23 protein-coding genes are annotated in these 25,100 nt (G+C 39.5%); 15 read left to right on the top strand and 8 right to left on the bottom strand.

What is annotated here, in order from left to right; translation table 11 throughout:
• Nucleotides 1-5: 5 nt before the first annotated feature.
• The 4 genes from IEE83_RS00550 to IEE83_RS00535 form a co-directional block, all read right to left on the bottom strand.
• Complete coding sequence (locus IEE83_RS00550; protein ID WP_194118700.1) at nt 6-779, bottom strand: glucose 1-dehydrogenase; 774 nt, start codon at nt 777-779, stop codon at nt 6-8.
• 304 nt (nt 780-1,083) lie between these two features.
• Complete coding sequence (locus IEE83_RS00545) at nt 1,084-2,463, bottom strand: glutamine synthetase family protein (RefSeq protein ID WP_194118699.1); 1,380 nt, start codon at nt 2,461-2,463, stop codon at nt 1,084-1,086.
• Between the two features lie 13 nt (nt 2,464-2,476).
• Complete coding sequence (locus IEE83_RS00540) at nt 2,477-3,100, bottom strand: DUF4230 domain-containing protein (RefSeq protein ID WP_194118698.1); 624 nt, start codon at nt 3,098-3,100, stop codon at nt 2,477-2,479.
• A gap of 47 nt (nt 3,101-3,147) precedes the next feature.
• On the bottom strand, nt 3,148-4,155 hold the full coding sequence (locus IEE83_RS00535; RefSeq protein ID WP_194118697.1) for a bile acid:sodium symporter family protein: 1,008 nt from the start codon (nt 4,153-4,155) through the stop codon (nt 3,148-3,150).
• Nucleotides 4,156-4,347: 192 nt separating this feature from the next.
• Here IEE83_RS00535 and IEE83_RS00530 point away from each other — a divergent pair, with 192 nt between their 5' ends.
• Both IEE83_RS00530 and IEE83_RS00525 read left to right on the top strand, forming a co-directional pair.
• The gene (locus IEE83_RS00530) at nt 4,348-5,550 is read left to right on the top strand and encodes a hypothetical protein (protein WP_194118696.1); all 1,203 of its coding nucleotides are present in this window, start codon (nt 4,348-4,350) and stop codon (nt 5,548-5,550) included.
• A gap of 8 nt (nt 5,551-5,558) precedes the next feature.
• The gene (locus IEE83_RS00525; protein WP_194118695.1) at nt 5,559-6,380 is read left to right on the top strand and encodes a glycoside hydrolase family 16 protein; all 822 of its coding nucleotides are present in this window, start codon (nt 5,559-5,561) and stop codon (nt 6,378-6,380) included.
• Between the two features lie 55 nt (nt 6,381-6,435).
• On the opposite strand, the gene can is transcribed toward IEE83_RS00525, so the two are convergent.
• Entirely contained in the window at nt 6,436-7,068 is a 633-nt protein-coding gene (can, locus tag IEE83_RS00520) for a carbonate dehydratase (protein ID WP_194118694.1), read from the bottom strand.
• A 360-nt stretch (nt 7,069-7,428) separates the two neighbouring features.
• Here can and ileS point away from each other — a divergent pair, with 360 nt between their 5' ends.
• The 5 genes from ileS to IEE83_RS00495 all read left to right on the top strand — a co-directional run bounded on the left by ileS (nt 7,429) and on the right by IEE83_RS00495 (nt 13,237).
• Nucleotides 7,429-10,860 (top strand): isoleucine--tRNA ligase, encoded by a 3,432-nt coding sequence (gene ileS / locus IEE83_RS00515; RefSeq protein ID WP_194118693.1) that lies wholly within the window; start codon nt 7,429-7,431, stop codon nt 10,858-10,860.
• 241 nt (nt 10,861-11,101) lie between these two features.
• Nucleotides 11,102-11,554: a DUF6934 family protein gene (locus tag IEE83_RS00510; protein ID WP_194118692.1), complete on the top strand. Its 453-nt coding sequence runs from the start codon at nt 11,102-11,104 to the stop codon at nt 11,552-11,554.
• Nucleotides 11,555-11,565: 11 nt separating this feature from the next.
• On the top strand, nt 11,566-11,751 hold the full coding sequence (locus IEE83_RS00505) for a hypothetical protein (RefSeq protein WP_194118691.1): 186 nt from the start codon (nt 11,566-11,568) through the stop codon (nt 11,749-11,751).
• 26 nt (nt 11,752-11,777) lie between these two features.
• Nucleotides 11,778-12,557, top strand: coding sequence for a 3-hydroxyacyl-CoA dehydrogenase (locus IEE83_RS00500; RefSeq protein ID WP_194118690.1), 780 nt, complete (start codon nt 11,778-11,780; stop codon nt 12,555-12,557).
• Between the two features lie 524 nt (nt 12,558-13,081).
• Nucleotides 13,082-13,237 (top strand): hypothetical protein, encoded by a 156-nt coding sequence (locus tag IEE83_RS00495; protein WP_194118689.1) that lies wholly within the window; start codon nt 13,082-13,084, stop codon nt 13,235-13,237.
• Here the strand turns inward: IEE83_RS00495 and IEE83_RS00490 are convergent.
• On the bottom strand, nt 13,234-13,983 hold the full coding sequence (locus IEE83_RS00490) for a DeoR/GlpR family DNA-binding transcription regulator (protein ID WP_194118688.1): 750 nt from the start codon (nt 13,981-13,983) through the stop codon (nt 13,234-13,236). The genes IEE83_RS00495 and IEE83_RS00490 overlap by 4 nt on opposite strands.
• 117 nt (nt 13,984-14,100) lie before the next feature.
• On the opposite strand from IEE83_RS00490, the gene IEE83_RS00485 reads away from it, so the two are divergent.
• Nucleotides 14,101-14,640 carry a 5' nucleotidase, NT5C type gene (locus IEE83_RS00485; RefSeq protein WP_194118687.1) on the top strand — a complete coding sequence of 180 codons (540 nt, stop codon included), beginning with the start codon at nt 14,101-14,103 and terminating at the stop codon, nt 14,638-14,640.
• 85 nt (nt 14,641-14,725) lie between these two features.
• Here the strand turns inward: IEE83_RS00485 and uvrB are convergent, their stop codons facing one another.
• Both uvrB and IEE83_RS00475 read right to left on the bottom strand, forming a co-directional pair.
• Nucleotides 14,726-16,744 carry an excinuclease ABC subunit UvrB gene (gene uvrB, locus IEE83_RS00480; RefSeq protein WP_194118686.1) on the bottom strand — a complete coding sequence of 673 codons (2,019 nt, stop codon included), beginning with the start codon at nt 16,742-16,744 and terminating at the stop codon, nt 14,726-14,728.
• 76 nt (nt 16,745-16,820) lie between these two features.
• The gene (locus IEE83_RS00475; RefSeq protein ID WP_194118685.1) at nt 16,821-17,675 is read right to left on the bottom strand and encodes a cupin-like domain-containing protein; all 855 of its coding nucleotides are present in this window, start codon (nt 17,673-17,675) and stop codon (nt 16,821-16,823) included.
• Nucleotides 17,676-18,110: 435 nt separating this feature from the next.
• Between IEE83_RS00475 and IEE83_RS00470 the strand changes: the two genes are divergently transcribed.
• The 7 genes from IEE83_RS00470 (at nt 18,111) to IEE83_RS00440 (ending at nt 25,067) form a co-directional block, all read left to right on the top strand.
• On the top strand, nt 18,111-18,920 hold the full coding sequence (locus IEE83_RS00470) for a helix-turn-helix transcriptional regulator (RefSeq protein ID WP_194118684.1): 810 nt from the start codon (nt 18,111-18,113) through the stop codon (nt 18,918-18,920).
• A 67-nt stretch (nt 18,921-18,987) separates the two neighbouring features.
• Complete coding sequence (locus tag IEE83_RS00465) at nt 18,988-19,371, top strand: VOC family protein (protein ID WP_194118683.1); 384 nt, start codon at nt 18,988-18,990, stop codon at nt 19,369-19,371.
• Between the two features lie 52 nt (nt 19,372-19,423).
• Nucleotides 19,424-19,990, top strand: a complete 567-nt coding sequence (locus IEE83_RS00460) for a DUF1003 domain-containing protein (protein WP_194118682.1) — start codon at nt 19,424-19,426, stop codon at nt 19,988-19,990.
• 29 nt (nt 19,991-20,019) lie between these two features.
• Entirely contained in the window at nt 20,020-20,358 is a 339-nt protein-coding gene (locus IEE83_RS00455; RefSeq protein ID WP_194118681.1) for an avidin-fold protein, read from the top strand.
• A gap of 33 nt (nt 20,359-20,391) precedes the next feature.
• Nucleotides 20,392-20,922 (top strand): YceI family protein, encoded by a 531-nt coding sequence (locus IEE83_RS00450; RefSeq protein WP_194118680.1) that lies wholly within the window; start codon nt 20,392-20,394, stop codon nt 20,920-20,922.
• Nucleotides 20,923-21,369: 447 nt separating this feature from the next.
• Nucleotides 21,370-23,637 (top strand): TonB-dependent receptor, encoded by a 2,268-nt coding sequence (locus IEE83_RS00445; RefSeq protein ID WP_228101615.1) that lies wholly within the window; start codon nt 21,370-21,372, stop codon nt 23,635-23,637.
• Nucleotides 23,638-23,669: 32 nt separating this feature from the next.
• Nucleotides 23,670-25,067, top strand: a complete 1,398-nt coding sequence (locus IEE83_RS00440) for an HmuY family protein (protein WP_194118679.1) — start codon at nt 23,670-23,672, stop codon at nt 25,065-25,067.
• The last annotated feature ends 33 nt before the right edge of the window (nt 25,068-25,100 follow it).

Here is a 25,100-nt window from a genome sequence, read left to right as displayed (position 1 = left end):
TAACCTTATAACGGTGTTACGTAAGCAGATGTAATTCCACCATCAACCAGAAAATCAGTACCTGTAACAAACGACGATTCGTCAGACGCAAGGAATAAAACAGCCGACGCCATTTCCTTCGCTTCACCAAAACGTCCCATTGGAATATGTACCAGACGACGTTGTTTTTTCTCTTCTGTATTCAAAAACTTCATCAACAATTCTGTACGCAGAGGTCCCGGACAAAGTGCATTGACACGAATATTTTCCCGTGCATGAATGATTGCCAATTCTCTCGTTAAAGCTAAAACTGCACCTTTACTGGCTGTATATGCAACTTGCGGAGTCGCAGCTCCCAAAATGGCTACAAATGAAGCCGTATTGATAATAGAACCCCCGCCAGCACGCTGAAGTGCAGGAATTCCATATTTACAACCTAGAAAAACACCCTTAGCATTGATGTTCATTGTTAAATCCCAGATGGATTCTTCGGTCGTCATCGCGTTATCATCATCGCTATGCATAATACCGGCGTTGTTGAACATGATATTCAATTTCCCGAATTTTTCTTCGGTAAATGCTACCATTGCTTCACAATCAGCAGCCTTGGAAACATCAGCATGAAGATAAAATGCTTCGCCGCCTTCGGCTGTTATCATATCTGCCGTTTCTTGTCCGGCAACATCATTTACATCTGTAATTACCAGTTTAGCTCCTTCTTTGGCAAACAAAAGAGCAGTTTCACGGCCAATTCCACCACTTCCTCCGGTGATAAGGGCTACTTTATTTTCTAAACGCATTGGGTTATGTATTAAGGGATTAAATTTTATAGTAATTGAGTTTTTGTATAGTTGGTTTTTTATAATAATGGTTAATCACAGGAGGCTCCGAAGGAGCCGAATCTTTTCTCGGTGATGATTTGTTTCTATAAACAGGAAGCCGCCCTGCGGCTGGATAATTCCTGATCTAAGAAATTAATTCTAATTCCAGAAATTCTATTTTCCAAAACCCCGCTCCATCGGAGCATCCTGTTTATAGCAATCGATTTTCCTCTGGCAAAATCCAGGCTCCTTAGGAGCCTCCTGCCCCAGTCCAAAATCCCCCTCAAATCCGTTCAAAATACCGCTTCCTCTCCCAATCCGTCACTGACATATCATACGCCCGTTGTTCGGTTTTGTAAAAATGCGAATAATGCTGAACGACATCTTCTCCAAAATTTTCCTTCGCAAATTCACTATGCTCAAAAAGAGTGGTAGCTTCTGCCAACGTGTATGGTACACGAGGTAAATGTGCTGCGGCATAAATGTCCCCCACGAAACATTCCGGCGGTTCAATTTTATTTTTTATTCCTGCCAAACCTGATGCTAATGAAGCAGCAAAAGCGAGATATGGATTACAATCTGCACCCGGAATTCTGCATTCTATGCGCATACTTGCTCCATGGCCTACTACCCGAAATCCGGCTGTACGGTTGTCATAGCTCCATGCAAGTCGGGTTGGTGCCCAGGAACCATCTACAAATCTTTTGTAAGAATTGACAGTCGGCGCATAAAAAGGCATTACATCCGGCACATGTTTGATCCATCCACCCAGAAACCAGCGGAAAATATCTGACCCTTTTACCGGACCAAACTGCTGATCTCCGGCAAAAGCGTTTTTACCATCCTTCCACAAACTCATGTGAATGTGGCTGCTCGAACCGGCTTGTCCGGTTGCAAATTTCGCCATGAAAGTAACAGAAAAACCCATTGCATCGGCCACTTCTTTCATGCATTGTTTGTAAATAACATGATTGTCAGCCATAGGCAACGCCTCAGCATAACGTACATTTAATTCATGCTGCCCAAGTCCCCATTCCCCTTTTGAGGTTTCAATTGGAACACCGGAATTTTTCAAATGTCGGCGGACTGTGGATGTATATTTTTCATTACGCGTTCCTTGCAGAATGTGATAATCTTCCAAATAATATCCGGCTGGTGTCAGATCCTGATAATGTTTTTGAAACGCGTCTTTATAAGTATTTTCTAAAAGATAATATTCAAGTTCCGATGCAGCAAAACATTTCAATCCACCAAAATCGGCGGCATTTTCAAGCTGCTTGTTTAAGATCGAACGTGGGGCAACAGGCACAGGTGCGTGCGTTTTTTCATCAAAAATATCACAAATAACTAGTGCCGTTTTTTCAAGCCAATCCGCCATTCTTAGCGTTGACAAATCAGGAACCATATGAAAATCACCATAACCCAACTCCCAGTTTGCATAAGTATAACCCGGAACAGGTTCCATTTCCATATCGGTTGTCAGCAAATAATCACAGCCATGCGTGCCAGAATCAAGAACACTATCTATGAAATAATCGGCATCCACCCGTTTTCCCATTAACCTTCCGTAATGATCAGTGAAGGCTACGATTACGGTTTCAATTTCTTCAAGCTTAACTTTATTTTGAAAATCTTCCTGGGTCAGAAATCCTTTAACGGGCATAGGAATGATATGATTAACGTAATTTATCTATTTTCGCATTCATCGGGAATTTCAGCATTACCTTTTTACCTGATGCTTTTTCAAGCATTGGCGTTAATATTTTGGTCGCATTTTCTTTTGTTTGTTCCAAAATTCCCATATCCAAAGCCGATTTTTGAATTTGTTTTTCGGCCTGTAAATATGCTTCATTTACCAGTTTCCCCTCCTCCATAAAAGCGTATTCTGTGTTATAAACTTTGGAATGTTCATGGTCAATTTTGAAAACACATAACTCCGGTTCTGGCATATGGACAACCAGCGTTTCTTGCTCCGAGGTAATATCTGCTATCTGGATTTTGGTTAAATCGACACAGCCAATTGCCTCTCCCTGCACAATCAGCACTGCTTTTGCATTGGGAAGCCAGGTTTTGACAACTTCCTGTTCCACCACATCTTTAAAATTGTATTTTACCAGTTCAAGTTTTCCCATCGCGCTCATTTCCTGCAACACCAAAGTATGAACTGTTTCTGTTTTATTTTTTCCTGAAACCCAATCCGGAATCCAGTTCCCTGAACTGAAATTATCCCACATCGACTTTAATCCTACCAGAATAAGTATAAATAAAATCAGACGTAAGATGAACGGAATCAATCGCATAGTAATCTGTTTTTGTTAAAAGTATCAATTTGTCAGAAAAATTCCGGCTATTCCGAATCCGCGATTTCCAAATTCTTTCTTGCCATTCTCTGCGCCAAAACACTGGCAGCAATGAGTTGCAAAGCATGATATAACATAATTGGCAACAACATTACACCCGCATAAGATGCTCCCGAAAACAGAACTTTTGACATAACTGCTCCCTGAATCAGGGATTTTTTTGAACCACAAAATACTGCTGTTATTTCATCTTCCCTACTAAAATGTAATAATCGACTAAAAAAGCTCAACAGCAGATAGATGGCAAAAAATAAAGCAATCATTCCCGCTCCCAGCAATACGATATCACGAATTTCAAATCCACTAAATAAATGCTCACCAAAGGATTCGCAAAAAGATGTGTAAACGATCAGTAATATTGTAAACTGGTCGAAATAACGGATTTTACTTTTGTACTTTTCCGCAAAAGCGCCCCATGATTTGTTCATCAATATACCCAATCCAACAGGTAGTATTACTTGCAAAGACAACTTTCCGACTACTCCCAGCAAATCATATTCCCCGGATGCATTGTCCAGCACAAGTCCCATCCAGAGCGGTGTTATAAAAACGCCCATCAAACTTGAAATACTGGCATTGAAAATCGCAGCAGGAATATTTCCGTTTGCAATAGAAACCATAACGACGGATGATGACACAGTAGATGGCAAAGTGGTCAGAAAAAATATAGACAACCACAACATTTCATTTTCTGAGCCTTTGAAAAGCGGACGAACTACAAGTGCGAGAAGTGGAAAAAGTACAAATGTTGAAAAGTGGATCATCGTATGCAGACGCCAGTTTGTCAAACCTGCTTTAAGTTTTTCAGGGCTTAATCTTAAACCATAAAAGAAGAAAATAACAGAAACGCCATAAGTCGCGATTTCTCCCAAAGGCACCGGACTGCTTTTCATGCCAGGATAAGGATAAATATACGCCAGCCCAATCATGCTTATCAGTGCAAGTAAAAAACCATCCAGCCCGGCCTTCCCCGCAATATCAATAATCTTCTTCATTATGGTTTAAACAATATATATTAACAAAATCTTATTACAGATAACAAGATTTGGCCGTTAAATAAATTAAAAGTCTAAAGAACAACATTAAAGCAAATTATGGACTGATCATGTCCAATCTTTTTGGAAATGAACTTGTAACTATTTTATCTTAGCGTACTACTTTCCGTTAGTACCTATAAATATTTAGCCATGCTTTTTGAAAATTTTTACCATTCGCTTATTGGGTGGATTGAGTTAAAATTGCGATCCAGACAATGGATTTTAATGCTGACCTTATTCTGCGTCGCCCTCTCAATTTTTCTGGCATTCCCTCCATACACCGTTTTATGGAATCATTTGAATCATACCGGCAATCTGGATGCCTGGACTTTTATAGCAAATCAGGCCGACAATCTGTTACATCCAACCGACATTGGCTACGGCGTATATGTGCGACGGGATGCTATGATTTACAGATGGACACTTCCTTTTCTTTCTTATGTAACCCGTCATAATGTTGTTTTAATTTTACTTTTCCAGGGTCTTATTGGTATTGCTTTTATTAACCAGATTGCAAAATATGTATTCTCGGTTTCAAATGATAAAGTAACAACCTGCCTGTTCATCTTATCTCTTTCCAACATTTTTATCGGTGTCTGGCCCTATGCAGATATTCATGGTTATGGTGACACATTTGCATATTTTTTCCTGTTGAATGCTTTGTTGACGCGTAAACACGCCGCCGTTTTCTTTCTAATGCTGGCGGCTTTTTTTACGGATGAACGTGCAGTGATTGCCGGAGGCTATGTTTTGCTGTGGTGGATGCTCAACAAGGCTTATGAGACCGGTGATTTCAAATTATGGTCTTTGATCAAAAATGCTTTTGCCGGACGAGGTTGGGTGGTCTGGCTGAGCTGGATTATCTATTTTACCATTCGCATATATATTGGAAAAACCTATTTTCCGGATCATCGGTATACTTACAATTGGGCTCCTATCCTGTTGCAGGACGGTAATCGTTATGGTTTGGGCAGTAGTCTCTGGAGTGTTTTTGAAGGTATGTGGCTGCTGCTCGGCGCGGCTTTTCTAGCCTTGTTTTTAACAAAAAAATACGCCTTACTTTTTGTCCTTTCCGTCGGTTTCGTTGTCTTGACATCAACGGGAATTTATGTGCATGATATCGACAGAGCTTTGTCTTATGGTTTCCCCTTTTTATTAATGTCCGTTTTTGTACTTTTTAAAAACGCCTCATTGAAATCAATCCGGATCATCTTCTTTTTCATGGCATTTATCTGTGTTTTACACCCGCTTGTTTTTACCATGGGTTACAACAGGATAATTTGGCTTGAACCATTACCACTTCGGGTAATTATGGGCCTTGACAGACTTTTTCACTGGAATCTGTTTAATTAATTGAAATCATGAAAATCAGCCGGTCGATCAAATTGTTATTACTTTTTTTCATTTCTATACATACCTTAAAAGCACAGGAAAAACTGGTCTGGTCCGACGAATTCAATGTTGACGGCAAGCCGGATCCCAAAAACTGGAAAGCTGAAAAAGGATTTGTAAGAAATCATGAAGATCAGTGGTATCAGGAAGATAATGCTTTTTGTAAAGATGGGTTTTTAATTATTGAAGGTAGAAAAGAAGAAGTAAAAAATCCCAACTATGTAGCCGGGAGCAAAAACTGGAAGGAAGAAAGGGCTTCTGCTCATTATACTTCCGCCAGTTTAATAACGCAAGGTATGCATAGTTTCAAATATGGCCGTTTTGAAATGCGTGCGAAAATTGATATCCGTTCCGGCTTATGGCCCGCTTTCTGGACCCTGGGAAATGAAGGCGAATGGCCGGATAATGGTGAAATTGACATTATGGAATTCTATCGTAATATGCTTCTTGCTAATGTTGCCTGGGGTTCCAAAGAAAAATGGAAAGCAACCTGGAATTCTGTAAAAAAGCCTATATCAGCATTCAAGGATCCGGAGTGGTCTTCAAAATTTCACATCTGGCGAATGGATTGGGATGAAAAAAGCATCAAATTATATGTTGACAACATGCTGATGAATACGCAGGATTTGGATAAAACCTTCAATATAATTGATCCAAAATCCAATGGATTTCGCCAGCCGCACTATATATTAATAGGAATGGCCATTGGAGGTGATAATGGAGGAGAGCTATCCAAAACAGAATTCCCTGCGCGTTATGAAATTGATTACGTTCGGGTTTATCAAAAATAAAAAATTTCAGACTTGACATAAAAATTGCGCAGCATTCACATACTGCGCAATTTTTTTATTCAAAATCATATCTGTAAATATCGGCAATTTCGGAGCCTGCCGGCAGGTCAATGATTGGCTTGATAATTCCATTATTAAGCCCGAATACCCAGCCATGCAAATGCAGATTCTGTCCACGATTCCATGCTTTCTGAACAATGGTTGTTTTCAAAAGATTGTTGACCTGCTCTACAACATTTAATTCAACCAATCGATTGGTACGATCAGTTTCATCTTCAATCGCATTCAGTTCGGGCGCATATTTCTGGTAAACATCTTTAATATTACGTAGCCATTTATTGATCAAACCAAGATCCTGATGCGTCATGGCAGCTTTTATACCACCACAGCCGTAATGGCCCACAACGAGAATATGTCTCACTTTTAACACTTCAACAGCGTATTGAAGTACGCTCAACATATTCATGTCCGTACTTACAACAAGATTTGCGACATTTCTATGAACAAACATATCGCCAGGGCGTGAACCTGTCAGTTCCTCAGCAGGCACACGACTATCAGAACATCCTATCCAAAGAAAATCAGGTTTTTGATCTGCGGAAAGTCTGTCAAAATAATTTTCATCCAGTTCCAGTTTTTTAACTGCCCAGTCTTTATTCGCTTCCAGAAGTCGGTGATATAATTCCATTTGATATTAAAGGTTGGTATTTCGCATGGCAATATACTAGAAATCTAGGTTTCTAGTATTGAAAGGGGTATTTTGATTCTGTTATCAAGACCGATATTACTTCTCTTCCCAGGAAAAATTACCCAAAATATCCATTTTTTATTGGTTAGATTTCGCCTGGCTGATCACAAGATTTTCCTCAATGATCTATTTATCTCCTATTTCTGTTACCTAATTTTAAAATGTTATTAAATCCAGCCAGCAATCATTATTACACGTCCTTCCCTTTCACCCAAAAAATCCGTAAATTTGCGGTCTGAAATTTAGGAAAGTGCCAAATAACGAAGCTTAAAGCGATAAGGCTGACAGCTAACTGCCAATATGAACTACAAAGAGTATAAAAACCTCAGTTATCCACAGATTGGTGATGATATACTGAAATTTTGGAAAGACAATAAAATTTTTGAAGCGTCGATCGACACGCGTGAGGGTTCGCCTTCCTTTACTTTTTATGAAGGACCACCTTCAGCAAACGGAACGCCGGGTATTCACCACGTAATGGCGCGTTCGATTAAGGATATTTTCTGTCGTTACAAAACCCTTCAGGGCTTTCAGGTAAAGCGTAAAGGGGGCTGGGATACGCACGGACTTCCGGTTGAATTGCAGGTTGAAAAAGAACTTGGAATTACCAAAGATGATATTGGCAAAACAATTTCAGTAGAAGAATATAACGAAAGATGTCGCCAGACGGTCATGAAATTCACTGACCAATGGAATGATCTTACGGAAAAAATGGGTTATTGGGTGGACCTGGAAAATCCATACGTAACCTACGAAAACGAATACATCGAAAGTCTTTGGAGCTTGCTTAAAAAGCTATACGACAAAGGCTTACTTTATAAAGGTTACACAATTCAACCGTATTCCCCGGCAGCTGGAACCGGACTTTCCTCACATGAATTGAACATGCCCGGCACATACAAAGATGTGAAGGACACAACGATTGTGGCGATGTTCAAGGTAAAAGCGGTAGAAAGCTATTCTGTTTTTGCGGATGTTGAAGGTTTGGTTGATCTGCGCATTTTGGCATGGACAACAACACCGTGGACTTTGCCTGCAAACTCAGCTTTGACGGTTGGAGCCAATATTAATTATGTATTGGTAAAAACTTTCAATCCTTACACTCATGAACCCGTTGAAGTGGTTTTGGCTAAGGATTTAATTGGTAAATATTTTACTGAAAAAGGAAAAGACGGAGATTTTGAAGGTTATGCTGCGAGCGATAAAAAATTGCTCCCATGGACTGTCTTGAAAGAATTTAAAGGAAAAGATCTGGAAGGTGTTGAATATGAGCAGTTGATGCCATATATCCAGCCAGACAAACCTGCTTTCCGTGTGATCATCGGCGATTTCGTTACGACAGAAGATGGTACCGGCGTGGTGCATACTTCTCCAACTTTTGGCGCGGACGACTTTCGGGTTTCTCATGCGAATGGTATTCCTGCCATTATGGTAAAAGATGAAACCGGAAAAGAGGTGCCGATCGTAGATCGGCGCGGACGTTTTGTGAAGGAAATTACAGATTATGCGGGCCGTTTTGTGAAGCCTGAATATTATTCAGCAGAAGAACAGGCTGATCCTGAATTCCGTGCAACGGACGTTTTGATTGCGATCAAACTGAAAGAAGAAGGAAAAGCGTTCAAGGTTGAAAAATACGAACATACCTATCCGCATTGCTGGCGCACGGACAAACCGGTTTTATATTATCCATTGGATAGCTGGTTTATCAAAACGACGGCGATGAAAGATAAGCTGGTTGAATTGAACAAAACAATAAACTGGAAACCGGAAAGTACCGGAACGGGCCGTTTTGGAAACTGGCTGGAAAACCTGGTTGACTGGAATTTATCGCGTTCACGTTACTGGGGAACGCCGCTTCCGATCTGGCGCAGTGAAGTTGGAGAAGAAGTTTGTGTTGGTGCGATCAGTGAATTGAAAGAATTGCTTGAAAGTGCAAATGCTTCTGGTAAATTATCAGCAGAACAAACTGAAAGCAATTCGTCTTATCTGGCAAAATTGGGTGAAGGAGATTTTGATCTTCACCGTCCTTACGTTGATAATATTTATTTCGTTTCTGCTCAGGGAAATATCATGTTCCGAGAGCCGGATCTGATCGACGTTTGGTTTGATTCAGGTGCGATGCCTTATGCACAATGGCATTATCCGTTTGAAAACAATGAAACTTTCAACGAAAGTTATCCGGCAGATTTTATCTCGGAAGGCGTTGACCAGACACGTGGGTGGTTCTTCACTTTGCATGCGATTGCCGGCATGTTGTTTGATTCGGTAGCGTTCAAAAACGTTGTTTCAACAGGTTTGGTTTTGGATAAAAATGGTAACAAGATGTCCAAACGTCTTGGAAACGCCGTTGATCCATTCGAAACACTTGGAAAATATGGTCCTGATGCAACGCGCTGGTACATGATCACCAATGCGGAACCATGGGATAACCTTAAATTTAACATCGACGGAATTCAGGAAGTACAGCGCAAGTTTTTCGGAACGCTGCTTAATACTTACAATTTCTTCGCTTTGTATGCAAATCTGGACGGTTATAACTTCCATGAAGCCACGTCTGTTCCTGTCGAAAGCAGAACGGAACTGGATCGCTGGATTTTGTCAAAACTGAATACGCTGATCAAAGAAGTTGGCGAGCAGTTTGACGATTATAACCCGACAAAAGCGGGACGTCTGGTTCAGGATTTCGTAACGGATCAGCTTTCAAACTGGTACATCCGTTTAAACCGTCGCCGTTTCTGGAACCCATCAAGCGAAAACGCTGGTTTGACAGAAGACAAAAAAGCAGCTTATGAAACTTTGCAGCATTGCCTTGTTACGGTTTCTCAGCTAATGTCACCTATCGCTCCGTTTTTTGCGGAATGGTTGTACAAAAGTTTGACGGACGGAATCAGAGAAGAATCGATCAAAGCGGATTCTCATTTGAAATACGACTCGGTGCATTTGTCCCATTGGCCGCATGTTGAATACAATGAAATCGACCTTGATCTGGAAGAAGCGATGGAAATGGCTCAGTCGATTAGTTCGCTGGTTCACTCGATCCGTAAAAAACATAAATTAAAAGTACGCCAGCCACTTTCAAAAGTTTTGATTCCGGCATTGACAGAAAAAACCAGTCGCCAGATCCATCAGGTTGCTTCGATTATTTTGTCAGAAGTTAACGTGAAAGACGTTGATGCAATCAACGACAACGACGGATTTTTTCATAAAAGAGCAAAACCGAATTTTAAGGTTTTAGGTAAAAAATTCGGAAAAGATATGCAGGCTGTTGCAGAGAAAATCAAACTTTGGGACAATACTGAAATCAAGCAACTGGAAAAAGACGGTCAGTATTTAATCACTGATCTTCATCCGGTTGCTGCGATTTTGATTGACGAAGTTGAAATCTATACCGAAGATGTTCCAGGCTGGTTGGTTGCAAGCGAAAATGGCTTGACGGTCGCACTTGATATTACCGTTACCGACGAACTTCGTCTGGAAGGTATTGCGCGTGACTTCGTAAACCGTGTTCAAAATCTTCGTAAAGATAGCGGATTTGAGGTAACGGATAAAATCAAAATCACGCTTCAAAACAATGATGAATTACTGGCAAGCGCAGTGACTGCGAACCGTGAATATATTTGTCAGGAAGTTCAGGCTCTGGATCTTAGCCTGGTCGGCGACCTAAATGGCTCGGCTAGTGAGATTGAAATGGATGAATTTTTGTTGAAAGTGAAGATTGAGGTTGTTTCTTAATCTGTTTAGGAAACGCAGAGTTAGAGGAGTTTAAAATAAGGAGTTTCACAGAGATTTTTTTCTTTGTGAAACTCCTTTTTCTTTTGGTTCTGTAACTTATGTTGATGGATTACGTATTAATAATGCAAAAGATTGGGAGGTGTCACTCTGATGGAAATCTTTACCTCTGAGATTCGTGCGGCTTACGTTCTTTTTTGCCCTGTGATATTCCGTGTAACCTAAAAAAGTTTATCAGTATGTAATGAATTACAAACCATACACATTAAACATAAGTGATAATAACACACGTTTTCAGTTCCAAAGTGTTGGGAAGCGAGGTGTTTTTGAAAAAGTAATACAATTTATGCAGTTATCTCCTGAATTATACAACCTAGCTTTATTAGACTATAATCCATTCACTGGCGAGGAAAATGATTTGTCTATTACAAACAATGGTGATATGCCAGAAATTTTAGCTACCGTCATGAATGCGATTATTCTTTTTACTATTGAATTCCCTGATAGGACAGTTTATTTCAAAGGTAGTTCAAAATCCCGAACACGATTATACCAGATTTCTATAAATAAAGTTTATCTTGATCTTCGGAAGGATTTAATTATATACGGATCAATAAATAATGAATGGGTTCCGTTTGAACCAAACTTGTCATTTGATAGTTTTTTGATTGTTAAAAATGTCAATAATTCAGATTAAACTACCTAAATATGAAATCGTTAGAATCAAAAGTTGTTGATAAAAAGCCAATGTATGGTGGAATTTTTATTGATAAATCTTTAAATGATGTACCGATATCTCCGGCGGCGCAGAGGAAAAACGATGAAGCCCGCGCATTCTTAGAAAAACACCCTATCCCGGACCATATATTGAATCGACATAGAAGTGATAAGTAATTAACAGTAATTAGCCTGCACACTTCATGCAACTACAAAACTCCACAGCACTTATTACCGGCGGAGCTTCCGGGCTTGGCGAAGCCACAGCGAGATTATTTCTTTCACAAGGAGCCAATGCTGTTATACTTGACCTCAACGAGACTTCGGGAAAATCACTTGAACAGGAATTTCCTGGCAAATTAAAATTTGTAAAAACAGACGTAGCAGATGAAGTTGATGTCAAATTGGCTATTAATTCTGCTTTGGAAATATTTGGTTCGATTCAGATTGTTGTGAATTGCGCAGGTATTGCAATTGCCCGGAAAACCATTGGAAAAGTCGATGGAATTTATGGACCACATTCGTTAGAAGCCTTTGAAAAAACGATTCGGATCAACCTGTTTGGGACATTTAATGTGATTCGTTTGGCAGGTTTTGCTTTGGAAAAAAATGAACCGAATATCGAAGGTGAGCGCGGCGTTATTATAAATACAGCATCTGTTGCAGCATATGACGGTCAAATAGGCCAAGCGGCTTATGCTGCCAGCAAAGGTGGTATTGTAAGTATGACTTTACCAATAGCACGCGAATTTGCAAAAGCAGGTATTCGGGTAATGACCATTGCACCAGGATTGTTTGAAACACCGCTATTAATGGATTTGCCGGAGGAAGCCAGAATTTCTCTTGGACAACAAGTGCCATTTCCATCACGTTTGGGAAAACCATCTGAATATGCTTTGCTGGCAAAATCAATCGTGGAAAATCCGATGTTAAACGGCGAAGTAATACGATTGGATGGTGCGATAAGGATGGGAGCAAAATAATCAAGATATGAAACAGAGACAAAATATCAACCTCAAAATCCCAATTTTCAGTTGGCTATTTTTCCTGTTTCTGTCATCCGGAATTTCTTATTATCAGAACAATCTTCAATTTGGAAAACCTGTTCTGATTGAACGAGTTGATCAGTTTAATTTAAATAACCAGAGAAAAGTTGCTGCGTTTTCCGTAATAACTAAAAGAAGTAATTTATATCAGAACCTCAATTCACAATATCCTCTAATAAAACTGCTTTCAGAAAGATTGGAGAATTTTGTTCAAATTACAATAAACAGACAAACTTGTCTTTTTCAAAAACTCCTTCAAAATACAATTCTTCGGTTCCGAGGCTTCAACCTTGCTTACAATTCCTCTGACGATTTCCCTGATTTCATTTCCTAGCAGGTTCCTTCTGCGGGATTTATAACATTCTTTTTGTCGAAAAGCAAAGCGATTATTGTTCTGGTACTCTTTATTTCCTATTCAGGAAGAAAGTCTTCGGCTTGTTTTATACTTCAATTCAGAAATCATGAAAATCAATAAAATAATACTTGCTGCCATTAAATGGCTCAGGTACTTCACTATTGCCTATATGTTGGGTTTTGCCAATGTTTTAAATCAGGAGACAAAAACGATAGACAATACTTTTCACAAGATCGAACAAACTTCTGAAGATGAAAACTAAACCATTTTAATTCCCATCGATTTATAGATTTCGAAAGCATCCAGATTGTCCGGCTGATCGGTTATAATTGTCGTTAACTGATTGGTCGGACAAACATAATATGCTTCGGCGGTTCCTAATTTCTCTAACGTTGAAAGCGCAATGATTTCTTTGGAAGACTCCACCATAGCTCGTTTGACTTCACTTTCTTCATAATCCGGACCTGTTACGCCAAGTTCAGGATGAATACTGCAAATTCCCGAAAAGCATATATCTACTCTGAATTTTCTGAAATATTGAATGGTTTCATTTCCGATAGTAACGAAAGAATTTTTTATCAGCCTTCCACCCGCAAATAAGACCTCCACTTTTTCATGTTCTTCTAAAATACTGGCAATTGGAAAGCTGTTTGTTACGACCGTCAAATGAATATCTTTTGGTAATGCCTGAGCAATTAACATAGCCGATGTTCCGCCATCAAAAATGGCAACCTGCCCGTCTTTTAGAAAACGTAAAGCCTTGTTTGCAATAATTCGTTTTTGCTCATTTCCGTATTCAATCCGATCCTTGAAATGATGCGGACCTGGTGAATGCGGCACGGCTCCTCCCCTTACAGATTTCAGAAGTCCCTGATCGGCAAGCTCCTTAATATCTCGACGAACTGTGTCCTCCGACACTTTTAATATATGGCTCAGATCGGTTAAATGAACCTTTTGATCTTGTCCAAGCTGGGTTAGAATTACCTGAAAACGTTCTTCTTTAAGCATAACATATTCAACTTTTTGCAAATATAATAATTAATTTAAATACAACATTGCAACTTATTGCAAATAATATTTACATTTGTTGCATAAAATCGCACAAAACAAAACCTTTAACATAAAATGAAGAAAACAGTAGCCATAGACATGGATAATGTCATAGCAGATATTGAAACAAACTGGATAAAATTATACGAACAAGAATTTGGAGTTCGCGTTGATAAAAAAGATCTGTTGGGGAAACCGGAAGATTTTGCTTTTCCGGAACCTGATAAGGCAAGAAGTCTTATATACAAACCGGGATTTTTCCGAAACGCGCCGCTTATAGAAGGTGCTGTTGAAGCACTGAAAGAATTGCAGGAAGATTTTGAAATTTATATCGTTTCGGCGGCCATGGAATTCCCAAATTCTTTGCTTGAAAAACATGACTGGCTGGCTGAACACTTTCCGTTTATTTCCTGGAAAAATATTATTTTCTGCGGAGATAAGAGCGTTATTGGCACCGACTTTTTGATTGACGATCACTTAAAAAATCTTGATTTCCACAAAGGAATGCCTATACTTTTTACGGCCGGACATAATATCAATGTGACCAAACACACGAGGGTTAATAACTGGATTGAGGCTGTGGAATTGTTGAAAAAGAATTTGGCAACAGTATAGTATTTTGAAATTGCTAATGAAAAAAAAGCTCTGCATCTAAACAGAAGATGCAGAGCTTTTTTTTGTAAAGACTAAATTACAATATTTAAACCTTCTCCTTAGCCCGCTCCTTCAACTGCAGCAACTCATCACGCAACCGCGCTGCTTCCAAAAAGTCCATATCCTTCGCAGCACTTTCCATTTTCTTCTGCGTTTCTACAATCAATTTTTGCAGATCGTTTTTACCCATGTATTGAACAACAGGATCAGCAGCTACCCGGATTTCGGATGGTTCAACATATATTTTTCTTGGTTTCGAATCGGCGACGGATGTTTGTTCCATAATTGCTTCTTTCGATTTCAGAATCGTTTTCGGAGTTATTCCATGTTCTTGGTTATAAGCAAGTTGAATTGCACGGCGGCGGTTTGTTTCACTAATTGCCTGTTCCATCGAACCGGTCATTACATCAGCGTACATCAAAACCTTCCCGTTTTCATTCCGTGCCGCACGACCGATTGTTTGAATCAACGAACGAATATCTCTTAAAAAACCTTCTTTATCCGCATCCATAATTGCTACCAGAGAAACTTCCGGTAAATCCAGACCTTCACGCAAAAGGTTAACTCCAACCAGAACATCGAAGACACCAAGACGTAATTCACGAAGAATTTCAACACGATCCAATGCTTTAACTTCTGAATGGATGTAACGACATTTTATCCCGACACGATCCAGATATTTACTCAGTTCCTCTGCCATTCTTTTGGTCAAAGTAGTGATCAGAACGCGGTCGCCTTGTTTGATACGGATTGTAATTTCCTCCAACAAATCATCGATCTGATTCAAACTTGGACGCACTTCAATTTCAGGATCGAGCAAGCCCGTCGGACGAATAATCTGTTCAACCACAACACCATCCGAACGACGTAATTCATATTCTGCCGGCGTTGCGCTTACAAAAATCGTCTGTGGCGTTAAATCTTCAAATTCCTGGAAAGTCAGTGGGCGATTATCCAAAGCTGATGGCAAACGGAAACCATATTCTACCAACGCTTCTTTTCTGGAACGGTCGCCGCCCCACATCGCTTTAAGCTGCGGCATAGTGGCATGACTTTCATCAACAACCATCAGGAAATCTTCCGGGAAATAATCCAGCAAACAAAAAGGGCGCTGACCCGGAATTCGGCGATCAAAGTATCTCGAATAGTTCTCAATACCAGAACAATAACCAAGTTCACGCATCATTTCCATATCAAATTCCGTACGTTCTTTCACACGCTCTGCTTCTGATACTCTTCCATTGCTGGTGAAATAATTGATCTGTTTGACCAGATCATCCTGAATTTCTTTAATGGATTGAGAAAGAACATCGCGTCCTGTCACGAAGAGATTAGCAGGAAAAATTGAAACCGCTTTTTCACTTGAAATTTTCTTTCCGGAATCCGGTTCAATACGCTGAATTTCTTCAATCTCATCTCCAAAAAAGATGAACCGATATGCGAAATCTGCATAACCTGGATAAACATCAACCGTATCTCCCTTAACCCTGAAAGTCCCGCGACCGAATTCTACTTCGGTACGACTGTAAAGAATTTCTACCAGTCTGAATAAAAACTGGTTGCGACTTACGATATCACCAAGCTTTGCTTTTACAATACTCTTTTTATATTCATTCGGGTTTCCGGCACCATAAATACATGATACAGAGGCAACTACCAAAACATCCCGGCGTCCGCTCATGAGCGAAGAAACGGTATGCAGTCGTAATTTATCAATTTCCTGATTGATCATCAGGTCCTTTTCGATGTACGTATTTGTGCTTGAAATAAAAGCTTCCGGCTGATAATAGTCGTAGTAACTAATAAAATATTCAACCGCGTTATTTGGAAAAAACTGCTTAAACTCGCCATAAAGCTGGGCGGCCAAAGTTTTATTATGGCTTAGTACCAACGTGGGACGATTTATTTCCGCCACGACATTCGCTACGGTAAAAGTCTTTCCCGAACCCGTTACACCCAATAGCGTCTGAGCGGGTTCTCCGGCTGCAATTCCCTCTAAAAGTTGTCTGATTGCCTCGGGCTGATCTCCCGTAGGCTGGTATTCGGAAGTGAGTTCAAAATTCATATCAAAACATAAAAGGAATACAAGTCATAACGCATTCCAAAGATAAAATAGTTTCTTTGGAATGCGTCAGATTCCTCTATGCTTCCTGAGCGATAAGTTGCTGTGCTTTTTCAACCGCTTTTTTCTCTTTCCAATGCTGCCATTCAATTCCTAAAAGAGAAGCCATTCCCTTATCCACCACCGTGTGACGAACAAGATTCATACCACCTCGAACGGCAGTAAAAACAGAATTATTAGCTCTCAAAGCAAGACTGAATCCTCCATCAATATATCGGATATAGTGCCACCAGAGTGAAGGAATAAATATCGTTTCGCCGTGAAGTAAAGTCGTTTCATAACCCACCGCACCTTTCATTGCCGGGAAGCGCTCGTAATCCGGATTAATCGGATCCACTTTGCTCATTACCGTAAATGGATGCTGATAAAGTCTTGTGCTTTCTTCTGGTGAGAATAAAATAACCTGTTTGCGTGTATGGAACTGCGTCAAAAATACATTTGAGCAATCCATATCATAGTGCAGGTTTGTAATGGAACCTTCACCACCAAAAAATACAAATTTATAATATTTCAAAAATCCGTCCATAATCGTTGGAAAACGGATATCTTCTGTCAGAGAAGGTGCTTTTTTGAAAATATCAAAAAGGAAAAGTCTTAAATCTGTCGGGCCCTTTTCGATTAATGAAAGGTATTCCCCAAATTTCATCGTTTTGGCGATCTGGAAATACTTATCGGCATCGTGCATGTGGTTATCCACCAATGGAATTTCAATTTGTCCGTGGTTTTCACGAAGCCATTCAAATGTCCATTTTTGCATCGCCGGCCAATCTTTTGCCAAATCTGTGAAAACAACCGGGCGACTTGGTTTAAGATAATTTTCAATAAATTCTTCACGGGTAAGTCCCGTACGCTTTTCTATTGGCACTAATTTCATGACAGAAACTGAGTATAATTAGTAATCGACTGAGTAAAGAAAACTGATTTTAATTTCTTCCGGCAAAGTTACCAGTTGTTATTAATAACAATTCTAATTTGGATAATAGTTCTAAAAAATCAGCATTTCAAAATTCCAATACTGCAAACACGCAGCTTTTGTTATTTGTTTTATCTGATCAATTTAAAATATTACCATGAATTATGATTCAAATGTATCAAAGGAATTTGGAAATGTACCTATTGATTTTTAGTACAAAAGTAATCATACTTTTCCATCCGTCTTATTTTACAGATAGTTATCTTTATATATTACCGTCAAAATTATAGCTATCAAGAACTATAAAAAATGACAGGAATCATTTCCAGCGTAATTCATAAACGTATCTTCTATTTCAAATATTGAAGGTTTCGGTTAACATCAACTTACGGACTTATGAAATATTTAACCATTTCTCCATCATCAAAACTTTCCGGATTTGTCAGATGCTTCTGGGTTTTGGAAGACGAAGTAAGTACGGAAAAACCCTACATTCATCGGGTTATGCCGGATGGATGCGCAGAAATGATTTTTCATTACCAAACTCCTTTTGATGAAATTTTCTCAAAAGATAAGATTGAAACATCCTTCAGCTCCGGTCTGCATGGTCAGTCTCAAAATTTTCGTCGTTTTATCGTACACCGAAATTTTGGGATTTTTGGCGCTTATCTCTATCCTTTTACGCTGCCACTATTGTTTTCAATGCCATCAGATGAATTAAGCAACGAAATGCCGGATCTTCCAACTTTGATGGGAAATGAGGGCAAAATTCTTGAAGAAAAAATGATGCTGGCAAAAACCAATGAAGAAAGAGTTATTATTATTTCGGCATTTCTTGAAGAAAAGATAAGCCGGAATTACAGACATGAACCTGCCGTATTTGCATCGATTTGCAATATCATTCAGTCAAGAGGCACTACGAATGTTCAACAAATGGCCGAAGAAAGTTTTTTATCAACCCGACAATTTGAAAGAAAATTTAAAGCGTTTTCAGGTTTCAGTCCCAAGTTATATGCCAGAATTGTCCGCTTTCAATCCGCATTAAATATGTATGGAGATTCTCAGAAATCACTTACTAAAATTGCCTACGAATGCGGATACTATGATCAGTCACATTTTATTCACGACTTCAAAGAATTCTCCGGTCAGCATCCGCGATCTTTCTTTTCCGGTAAAGCAGAAGGTGCTGAATATCGGGATGCATAATGTCGTGTTTTTCCAATTTCAGGTTTTTGAAGCTTATTACATTTGCCTAAACATAAATCAAAAAGCTATGAGCACTATAAAAATTCCAAACGGGCATCAAACGATAATGCCCTATTTAATGCTGGAATCAGCTGAAAAATTTATTGACTTTACCACCAAAGTTTTTAGCGCAGAAGTAACTTTCAAGAAAATGCGGGATGATACGGACGTTGTGATGCATTCCGAAATCCGGATCAATGGAAGTACAATCATGTTTTGTGACAGTACTGAGAAATGGAAAACGGAGACAGCCAATCTTTTTATTTATGTTGAAGATGCGGATGAGTCGTATCAAAAGGCACTTTCAGAAGGCGCAACAACGATTATGGAACCGGCAGACCAGGATTATGGAAGAAGCTGCGGAGTGACAGATCCGAGTGGAAATGTTTGGTGGGTTACTTCGGTGAAATAATTTGTAAGCCATCTTTAATTCGTACTTTTAAAATAAAACATCCGAATTAAAGATGGCCGAAGTTATTAATGAAGTTGACGACATTCTTGCCAACCAAAGCGAGCAGATTAAAAAATTACATGATATTGTCAACAAAGCGTTTCAGGAAGAGGAGCTCATTGTTGATAATCTGGCACATCCTCCACAAGAAATCCTGACGCAGGGACAGCGCGTTTCCGATAAGGTTGCCCGGTTTGGCGGCAGCTGGACATTCATTATTATTTTCAGCGTCATCCTTTTTATCTGGATCGTCTACAATTCATTTCTTCCCAAAGCGGAACAATTTGATCCATATCCTTTTATTTTGATGAACCTGGTACTTTCCTGCGTGGCTGCTATGCAGGCTCCTATCATTATGATGAGCCAAAATCGGCAGGAAGAAAAAGACAGAATCCGGGCAGAAAATGATTATCTGATCAATATGAAGGCGGAACTTGAAGTGCGTAGTTTGCATCAGAAAATGGATCTGCTTCTGGAAGAACAGATTAAAACTTTGTTTGATGTTCAGGCAAAACAACTTGATTTGTTGAAAAAACTAACTGAACGGGTGGACAGTTTGTGTGTAAAAAACAACCTTTAAACAATTGATTAATATACAATTAAGAAAGAATGATTAATTACGACGGCAAAATTTTTATTCCACTTTCCAACTCTGAAAACGGTGAAGTAGATTTGGGAATGCAGTTTCATTACAAACAATCGGGCAACCTTTTGACATCAGAATACGTAGGTGCTAATATCCGGCTGGGACATTTAATTGCTCTTGTTGACGAGAATGGTTGTCTGGATATGCGCTATCATCAAATAAATGATCGCGGAGAAATCACGACTGGCATTTGTAAATCAACACCAGAAATAAAATCTGACGGAAAGATACGTTTGTATGAAAAATGGCAATGGACATCGGGAGATTTATCGAAAGGAGATTCAATTCTTGATGAATTATAAAATCGTGTTGCCGTAAACTTTAAAGATTCGCTTATGAAATTTAAATTCGCAGTTTTAATCTTCGCAGTTCTGGCTTTTTACCAGGCTCACGCACAAACCTCGAAAGTGGTTTCCGGTTCAACTGATTTTAGTGTCAAGTTTATTCTAGGAACCTGTAAAGGTACGTTTGACGCCCCAAAAGGAGGAGCAATTTTTGATCCGAATAACCTGAATGCTTCGGCTTTTAATTTAACAATTGCTGCAAATTCTTTTAAAACCAATAGCGATGGAAGGGATAAGGACATGAAAAGTGATAAATATTTTGATGTTGCTAAATATCCCAATATTCATTTCAAATCGTCAAAGGTTGAAAAGAAAGGTGATCAATACCAGGCGATAGGAACGTTGACAATCAGAGACGTTTCCAAAACCGTTACGCTTCCATTTGATGCAAAGAAAAATGCTGATGGCAGTTATGCTGTTTCCAGCACTTTTGAAATTAACCGTCTGGATTATAAGGTTGGTGAAAGTAACTGGAAATTGAAAGATGTTGTTACTGTGACGATTAAGGCGGTGATTAACTAATATCCGGTAATAATAATATTTATCGATCGTGCCACGCATCCCCGGGTTAAAACCCGGCGCTACAATGTCGGTCGTGCCAATGGCACTGGTTCTTAAATTATAAATTTCGTTTTGTTGGATTTCGATTCCCAATATATTTCTGTTGGGAAAGCGTTTCCAACGCAGATATTTTAAAATGCCATCGGCATGACCAATTTAATAACCCCGGGTTTCAACCCGGGGAAAAGCCATTCCCAACCCAGATCTAAAATGCCGTAGGCATGACCGACATTGTAGCGCGGGGTTTCAACCCCGGGGAAATGTGTTTCCCAAATTAACCCCACAATTTCATCCGTAAATCAATCGAAACAGACGCAATAAATTATTTCTTCAAAAATTACTTTGTAATTAGTCTAATTAACCATTTATTTGCAAAATATAATTGGTCTAAATTGATATACCCTTCGAATGAAACATCTATTTACACTCATTTGGATTCTTTCCTTACTTGGCGCCAGTACGGTAATGGCTCAAAATGGAGAAATCAGAGGAAAGATTTTAACCCAGGACAATAAGTCTTTTGAAGGTGTAAACATTACTTTGAAAGACACCAAATATGGTAATATTACAAATGCTGACGGTAAATTTCAGTTAAAAGCTCCCAAAGGAAATTACACGCTTATCGTTAGCGTGTTGGGGAATGAGAAGAAAGAATTACCTGTTGAAATAACCGCTGGAAAAATCCTGACTCTCGAAAATATACAACTTCAGGAAAATGGAATTTCTCTTCAGGATGCAGTAGTTACCGGCCAATTTGGCAAACAATCGCTACGCAACTCAGTGTATCAAGTCCGCACAATTGATAGTGAACGCATCCGGGCGCGAGGAGCAACAAATATTCAGACAATCCTGAACACCGAATTAGGAATCAGATTTTCCAACGATCCGACTTTGGGAACTACCGATATCCAGCTGATGGGTATGACGGGACAAAGTGTAAAAATACTGCTCGATGGAATTCCATTAGTAGATCGTGGTGCAACACGTGAAAGTCTTGGACAAATTGATATAAATACCATTGAACGTATAGAGATCGTCGAAGGCCCAATGTCTGTGATTTATGGTACGGATGCTTTGGCAGGTGTTATCAATATTATTACAAAAAAAGGTGATGGAAGCGATAACTTATCCGTTTCCGCACGTCTTCAGGAAGAAACTGTTGGTGATGAGTATAACGCTTTTGACAAAAAAGGTACTCACAATGAAAACATTGGCATAACCTGGCAAAAAAACGGTTTTCAGCTAAATGGCGGCGTGACACGGAACAATTTTGGCGGCTGGCAAGGAGATTCCACAGGTCGGGTAAAAGCCTGGATGCCAAAAGAACAAATGTTGTTCAACGCTGGTATTGGCTATACAAAAGAAAAATGGAACGTTTGGTACCGATTTAACGGGACTGATGAAACCATTAAATATCTTGGAAATATTAACGTGGCAAACACAGCCGGCGACAAAGATTATATTACCAAAAGATGGTTTCACCAGGCTCAAGGCGAGTATCATGCAAGTGATAAACTGGGTTTTACTGGCGCACTTTCTTACACAGATTACAGCCGGAAAACACTAAGTACCAACATTGATTTCAATACCGGAAAACGTACACTTTCTCTGGATCCAGCGGCTCAGGATAAATCCATTTTCACTACTGTTTTTTTCAGAGGAACTGCTCTTTACAAAGTTTCGCCTAATGTATCTCTGCTGCCAGGAATTGAAATAAATAACAACAACGCCAGTGGGGCCAGGATAAAAGGTTCGCCGACAATCAACGAATATGCGTTTTTTGTTTCATCCGAATTGAAAGTAACGCCAGCTATTAAATTGAGTCCAGGTGTCCGTTTTATCAAAAATTCAGTTTATGATGCACCTCCGGTGATCCCGTCTTTGAATGCTAAAATCACGTTGAACAATGTTCTCGATTTGCGTATGGGTTATGCGCGCGGTTTCCGCTCGCCAGCTTTGCGTGAATTATATTTCGATTTTCATGACGCGTCGCACTCTATTAATGGTAATGAAAACCTGAAAGCTGAATATTCGAATAGCTTCAATACGTTTCTGGTTTGGCAGGTAAAACAACAATCTTCTTTAAAAGTTACTTCCACGCTGGGTGGTTTTTACAACATTTTCCATAACAGAATCGATACCGGATTTGACCCAAATAACCCGTCACAAACTACCTATCTGAATATCAGTTTATTCAAAACAACTGGTGTTAGCCTTGACAATAAATTTTACTGGAAAAATATTCAGGCGACTTTGGGAGCTACTTACATCGGAACTTATAACGACATTCTGGATGAGTCGGAAGGTGTAACAGAGGATTTGCCGGAATTTGTATGGTCGCCGGAAATCAATGCCAATTTTCTTTACAACTTCTCAAAAATTGGAGCAAGCATAAATTTCTTCTATAAATATACTGGCAAAAAACCTGCTTATGCACTCATCAGCGGCACACCGGTTACTGCAAGTTTGAGACAAATCAGCGGTTACAATATGGCTGATCTTACCGTCACCAAAACATTAGGAAAATACATCAACCTGATTGGCGGGGCGAAAAATCTTTTTGATTTAACATCGATCAAAAATACAACTATCGGTTCTGGTCATGATGCCACCGGACCAGGATTTAACGGTCGCTCTTACTTCCTCGGCATGAATATCCACTGGTCAAAAAAATAAGTTATTACCCTTTTAAATTAATCAAATCAATTATGAACAAATTATTCAAGCCTCTACTCATCATTGCCCTGTTGGGTATTTTCAATGCCTGTTCAGATGACGATCCTGCGTTGCCGGACAATACTGCCGCTTTTGAATCAACTGCGCAAGGATTTGACGGAGAATCTGTTGACGTTAAAATTGTATTGAGCAGAGCAGCGGAAACAGCAACAGCTATTTCGGTTTCATTGACACCTACTTTGGTAACTTACGGCACACAATTCACTACAACTCCTGCCGCTACTAATAACACATTGGCACTTACTGTTCCTGCCGGAGCAAGCAGCGTTACGTTTAAAGTACTTAAAACAGCAGGCGTACTTTTAAATGGTGATGAAAGTATCCAGTTCAAAATAACATCTGTTGCTTCACCCGTTTTGGTTGGTACAAATACTGACTTGAAACTTAGTTTCAAAGCCATCGTTTCAGACGGAACGAGCATTCAGCTAAACGGGATTGCGGGAACAGAAGCTGGATCAAGTGCTGCAAATTCAGTTTTTCTTGACCTTAGCGCGAACTTGCAAACACCTGTTTTACGTGATAGCTGGGATCTTGGATTTTACTCAGGAACTGATTTCAGAGTTACAATTAATACGAGTAACGGTGCTTCTGCCATTGCACTTGATAAATCTGATCTTACAACTGTAACTGCGGCCGATATTGACCTTACAAAACTGGCAATCGGACAAGGACAGGGAACGTTGGCATTATCGGATGGTTATTCAGGCAAACTTTCAGAAACACTTATTAAAGAAATTTCAGCAACCGATGCCGACAATAAAGTTTATATACTAAACCGTAAAGGTGGTTCTGCAACTGTTTTGCCTGCCGACCAGATTTACAAAATTCGTATCATCCGCAAAGGAACTACGGGTTACACTTTGCAATATGCCTTGTTGAATGACACTACTTTCAAAACACTTGATATTACGAAAGATGCGACCTACAACTTCCAGTTTGTTTCACTTGTAAAAGGTGCAACTGTTGCGGTTCAGCCTGCAAAAGCACGTTGGGATCTTGAATGGGGATATAGCATGTACTATACTGCCTCAGGAACAACAAATATTCCTTACGGATTCTCGGATCTTGTTTTCATCAATCACTTGGCTGGTGTAACAGCGGCAGAAGTTTTGACAACAACTGCAACGTACGATGCTTACGCAGAAAGCAATATCACTACAACGACTTTCAGTGCTGACCGTGACGTAATCGGTTCGAAATGGAGAGTAACATCTGGTGGTACTGTTGGTGTAAAAACGGACCGTTTCTATGTCATCAAAGATGCTGGCGGAAATGTTTACAAACTTAGATTCATAAGCTTCACATCGACAGATGGCGGAGAAAGAGGAAAGCCGAAACTGGAATACAAACTGGTTAAAAAAGGAGCTTAATCATTCCCTAATTATTTTATAGATCAGAGGGAA

It is taken from the genome of Dyadobacter subterraneus, from assembly GCF_015221875.1.
In the GTDB taxonomy this organism is placed as follows: Bacteria; Bacteroidota; Bacteroidia; order Cytophagales; family Spirosomataceae; genus Dyadobacter; species Dyadobacter subterraneus.
Note: the sequence above shows the minus strand (reverse complement) of the source record. Positions and strands in the feature narration are given on the sequence as shown.

What these genes read in the sequence shown, in the direction of transcription:
- IEE83_RS00545 (WP_194118699.1), bottom strand. Translation starts at nt 2,463, where the DNA reads ATGCCCGTTAAAGGATTTCTGACCCAGGAAGATTTTCAAAATAAAGTT.
- uvrB (WP_194118686.1), bottom strand. Translation starts at nt 16,744, where the DNA reads ATGAATTTTGAACTCACTTCCGAATACCAGCCTACGGGAGATCAGCCC.
- IEE83_RS00440 (WP_194118679.1), top strand. Translation starts at nt 23,670, where the DNA reads ATGAACAAATTATTCAAGCCTCTACTCATCATTGCCCTGTTGGGTATT.
- ileS (WP_194118693.1), top strand. Translation starts at nt 7,429, where the DNA reads ATGAACTACAAAGAGTATAAAAACCTCAGTTATCCACAGATTGGTGAT.
- IEE83_RS00505 (WP_194118691.1), top strand. Translation starts at nt 11,566, where the DNA reads ATGAAATCGTTAGAATCAAAAGTTGTTGATAAAAAGCCAATGTATGGT.
- IEE83_RS00460 (WP_194118682.1), top strand. Translation starts at nt 19,424, where the DNA reads ATGGCCGAAGTTATTAATGAAGTTGACGACATTCTTGCCAACCAAAGC.
- IEE83_RS00445 (WP_228101615.1), top strand. Translation starts at nt 21,370, where the DNA reads ATGAAACATCTATTTACACTCATTTGGATTCTTTCCTTACTTGGCGCC.
- IEE83_RS00500 (WP_194118690.1), top strand. Translation starts at nt 11,778, where the DNA reads ATGCAACTACAAAACTCCACAGCACTTATTACCGGCGGAGCTTCCGGG.
- IEE83_RS00465 (WP_194118683.1), top strand. Translation starts at nt 18,988, where the DNA reads ATGAGCACTATAAAAATTCCAAACGGGCATCAAACGATAATGCCCTAT.
- IEE83_RS00475 (WP_194118685.1), bottom strand. Translation starts at nt 17,675, where the DNA reads ATGAAATTAGTGCCAATAGAAAAGCGTACGGGACTTACCCGTGAAGAA.
- IEE83_RS00525 (WP_194118695.1), top strand. Translation starts at nt 5,559, where the DNA reads ATGAAAATCAGCCGGTCGATCAAATTGTTATTACTTTTTTTCATTTCT.
- IEE83_RS00485 (WP_194118687.1), top strand. Translation starts at nt 14,101, where the DNA reads ATGAAGAAAACAGTAGCCATAGACATGGATAATGTCATAGCAGATATT.
- IEE83_RS00490 (WP_194118688.1), bottom strand. Translation starts at nt 13,983, where the DNA reads ATGCTTAAAGAAGAACGTTTTCAGGTAATTCTAACCCAGCTTGGACAA.
- IEE83_RS00455 (WP_194118681.1), top strand. Translation starts at nt 20,020, where the DNA reads ATGATTAATTACGACGGCAAAATTTTTATTCCACTTTCCAACTCTGAA.
- IEE83_RS00495 (WP_194118689.1), top strand. Translation starts at nt 13,082, where the DNA reads ATGAAAATCAATAAAATAATACTTGCTGCCATTAAATGGCTCAGGTAC.
- IEE83_RS00450 (WP_194118680.1), top strand. Translation starts at nt 20,392, where the DNA reads ATGAAATTTAAATTCGCAGTTTTAATCTTCGCAGTTCTGGCTTTTTAC.
- IEE83_RS00540 (WP_194118698.1), bottom strand. Translation starts at nt 3,100, where the DNA reads ATGCGATTGATTCCGTTCATCTTACGTCTGATTTTATTTATACTTATT.
- IEE83_RS00530 (WP_194118696.1), top strand. Translation starts at nt 4,348, where the DNA reads ATGCTTTTTGAAAATTTTTACCATTCGCTTATTGGGTGGATTGAGTTA.
- can (WP_194118694.1), bottom strand. Translation starts at nt 7,068, where the DNA reads ATGGAATTATATCACCGACTTCTGGAAGCGAATAAAGACTGGGCAGTT.
- IEE83_RS00550 (WP_194118700.1), bottom strand. Translation starts at nt 779, where the DNA reads ATGCGTTTAGAAAATAAAGTAGCCCTTATCACCGGAGGAAGTGGTGGA.
- IEE83_RS00510 (WP_194118692.1), top strand. Translation starts at nt 11,102, where the DNA reads ATGAATTACAAACCATACACATTAAACATAAGTGATAATAACACACGT.
- IEE83_RS00535 (WP_194118697.1), bottom strand. Translation starts at nt 4,155, where the DNA reads ATGAAGAAGATTATTGATATTGCGGGGAAGGCCGGGCTGGATGGTTTT.
- IEE83_RS00470 (WP_194118684.1), top strand. Translation starts at nt 18,111, where the DNA reads ATGAAATATTTAACCATTTCTCCATCATCAAAACTTTCCGGATTTGTC.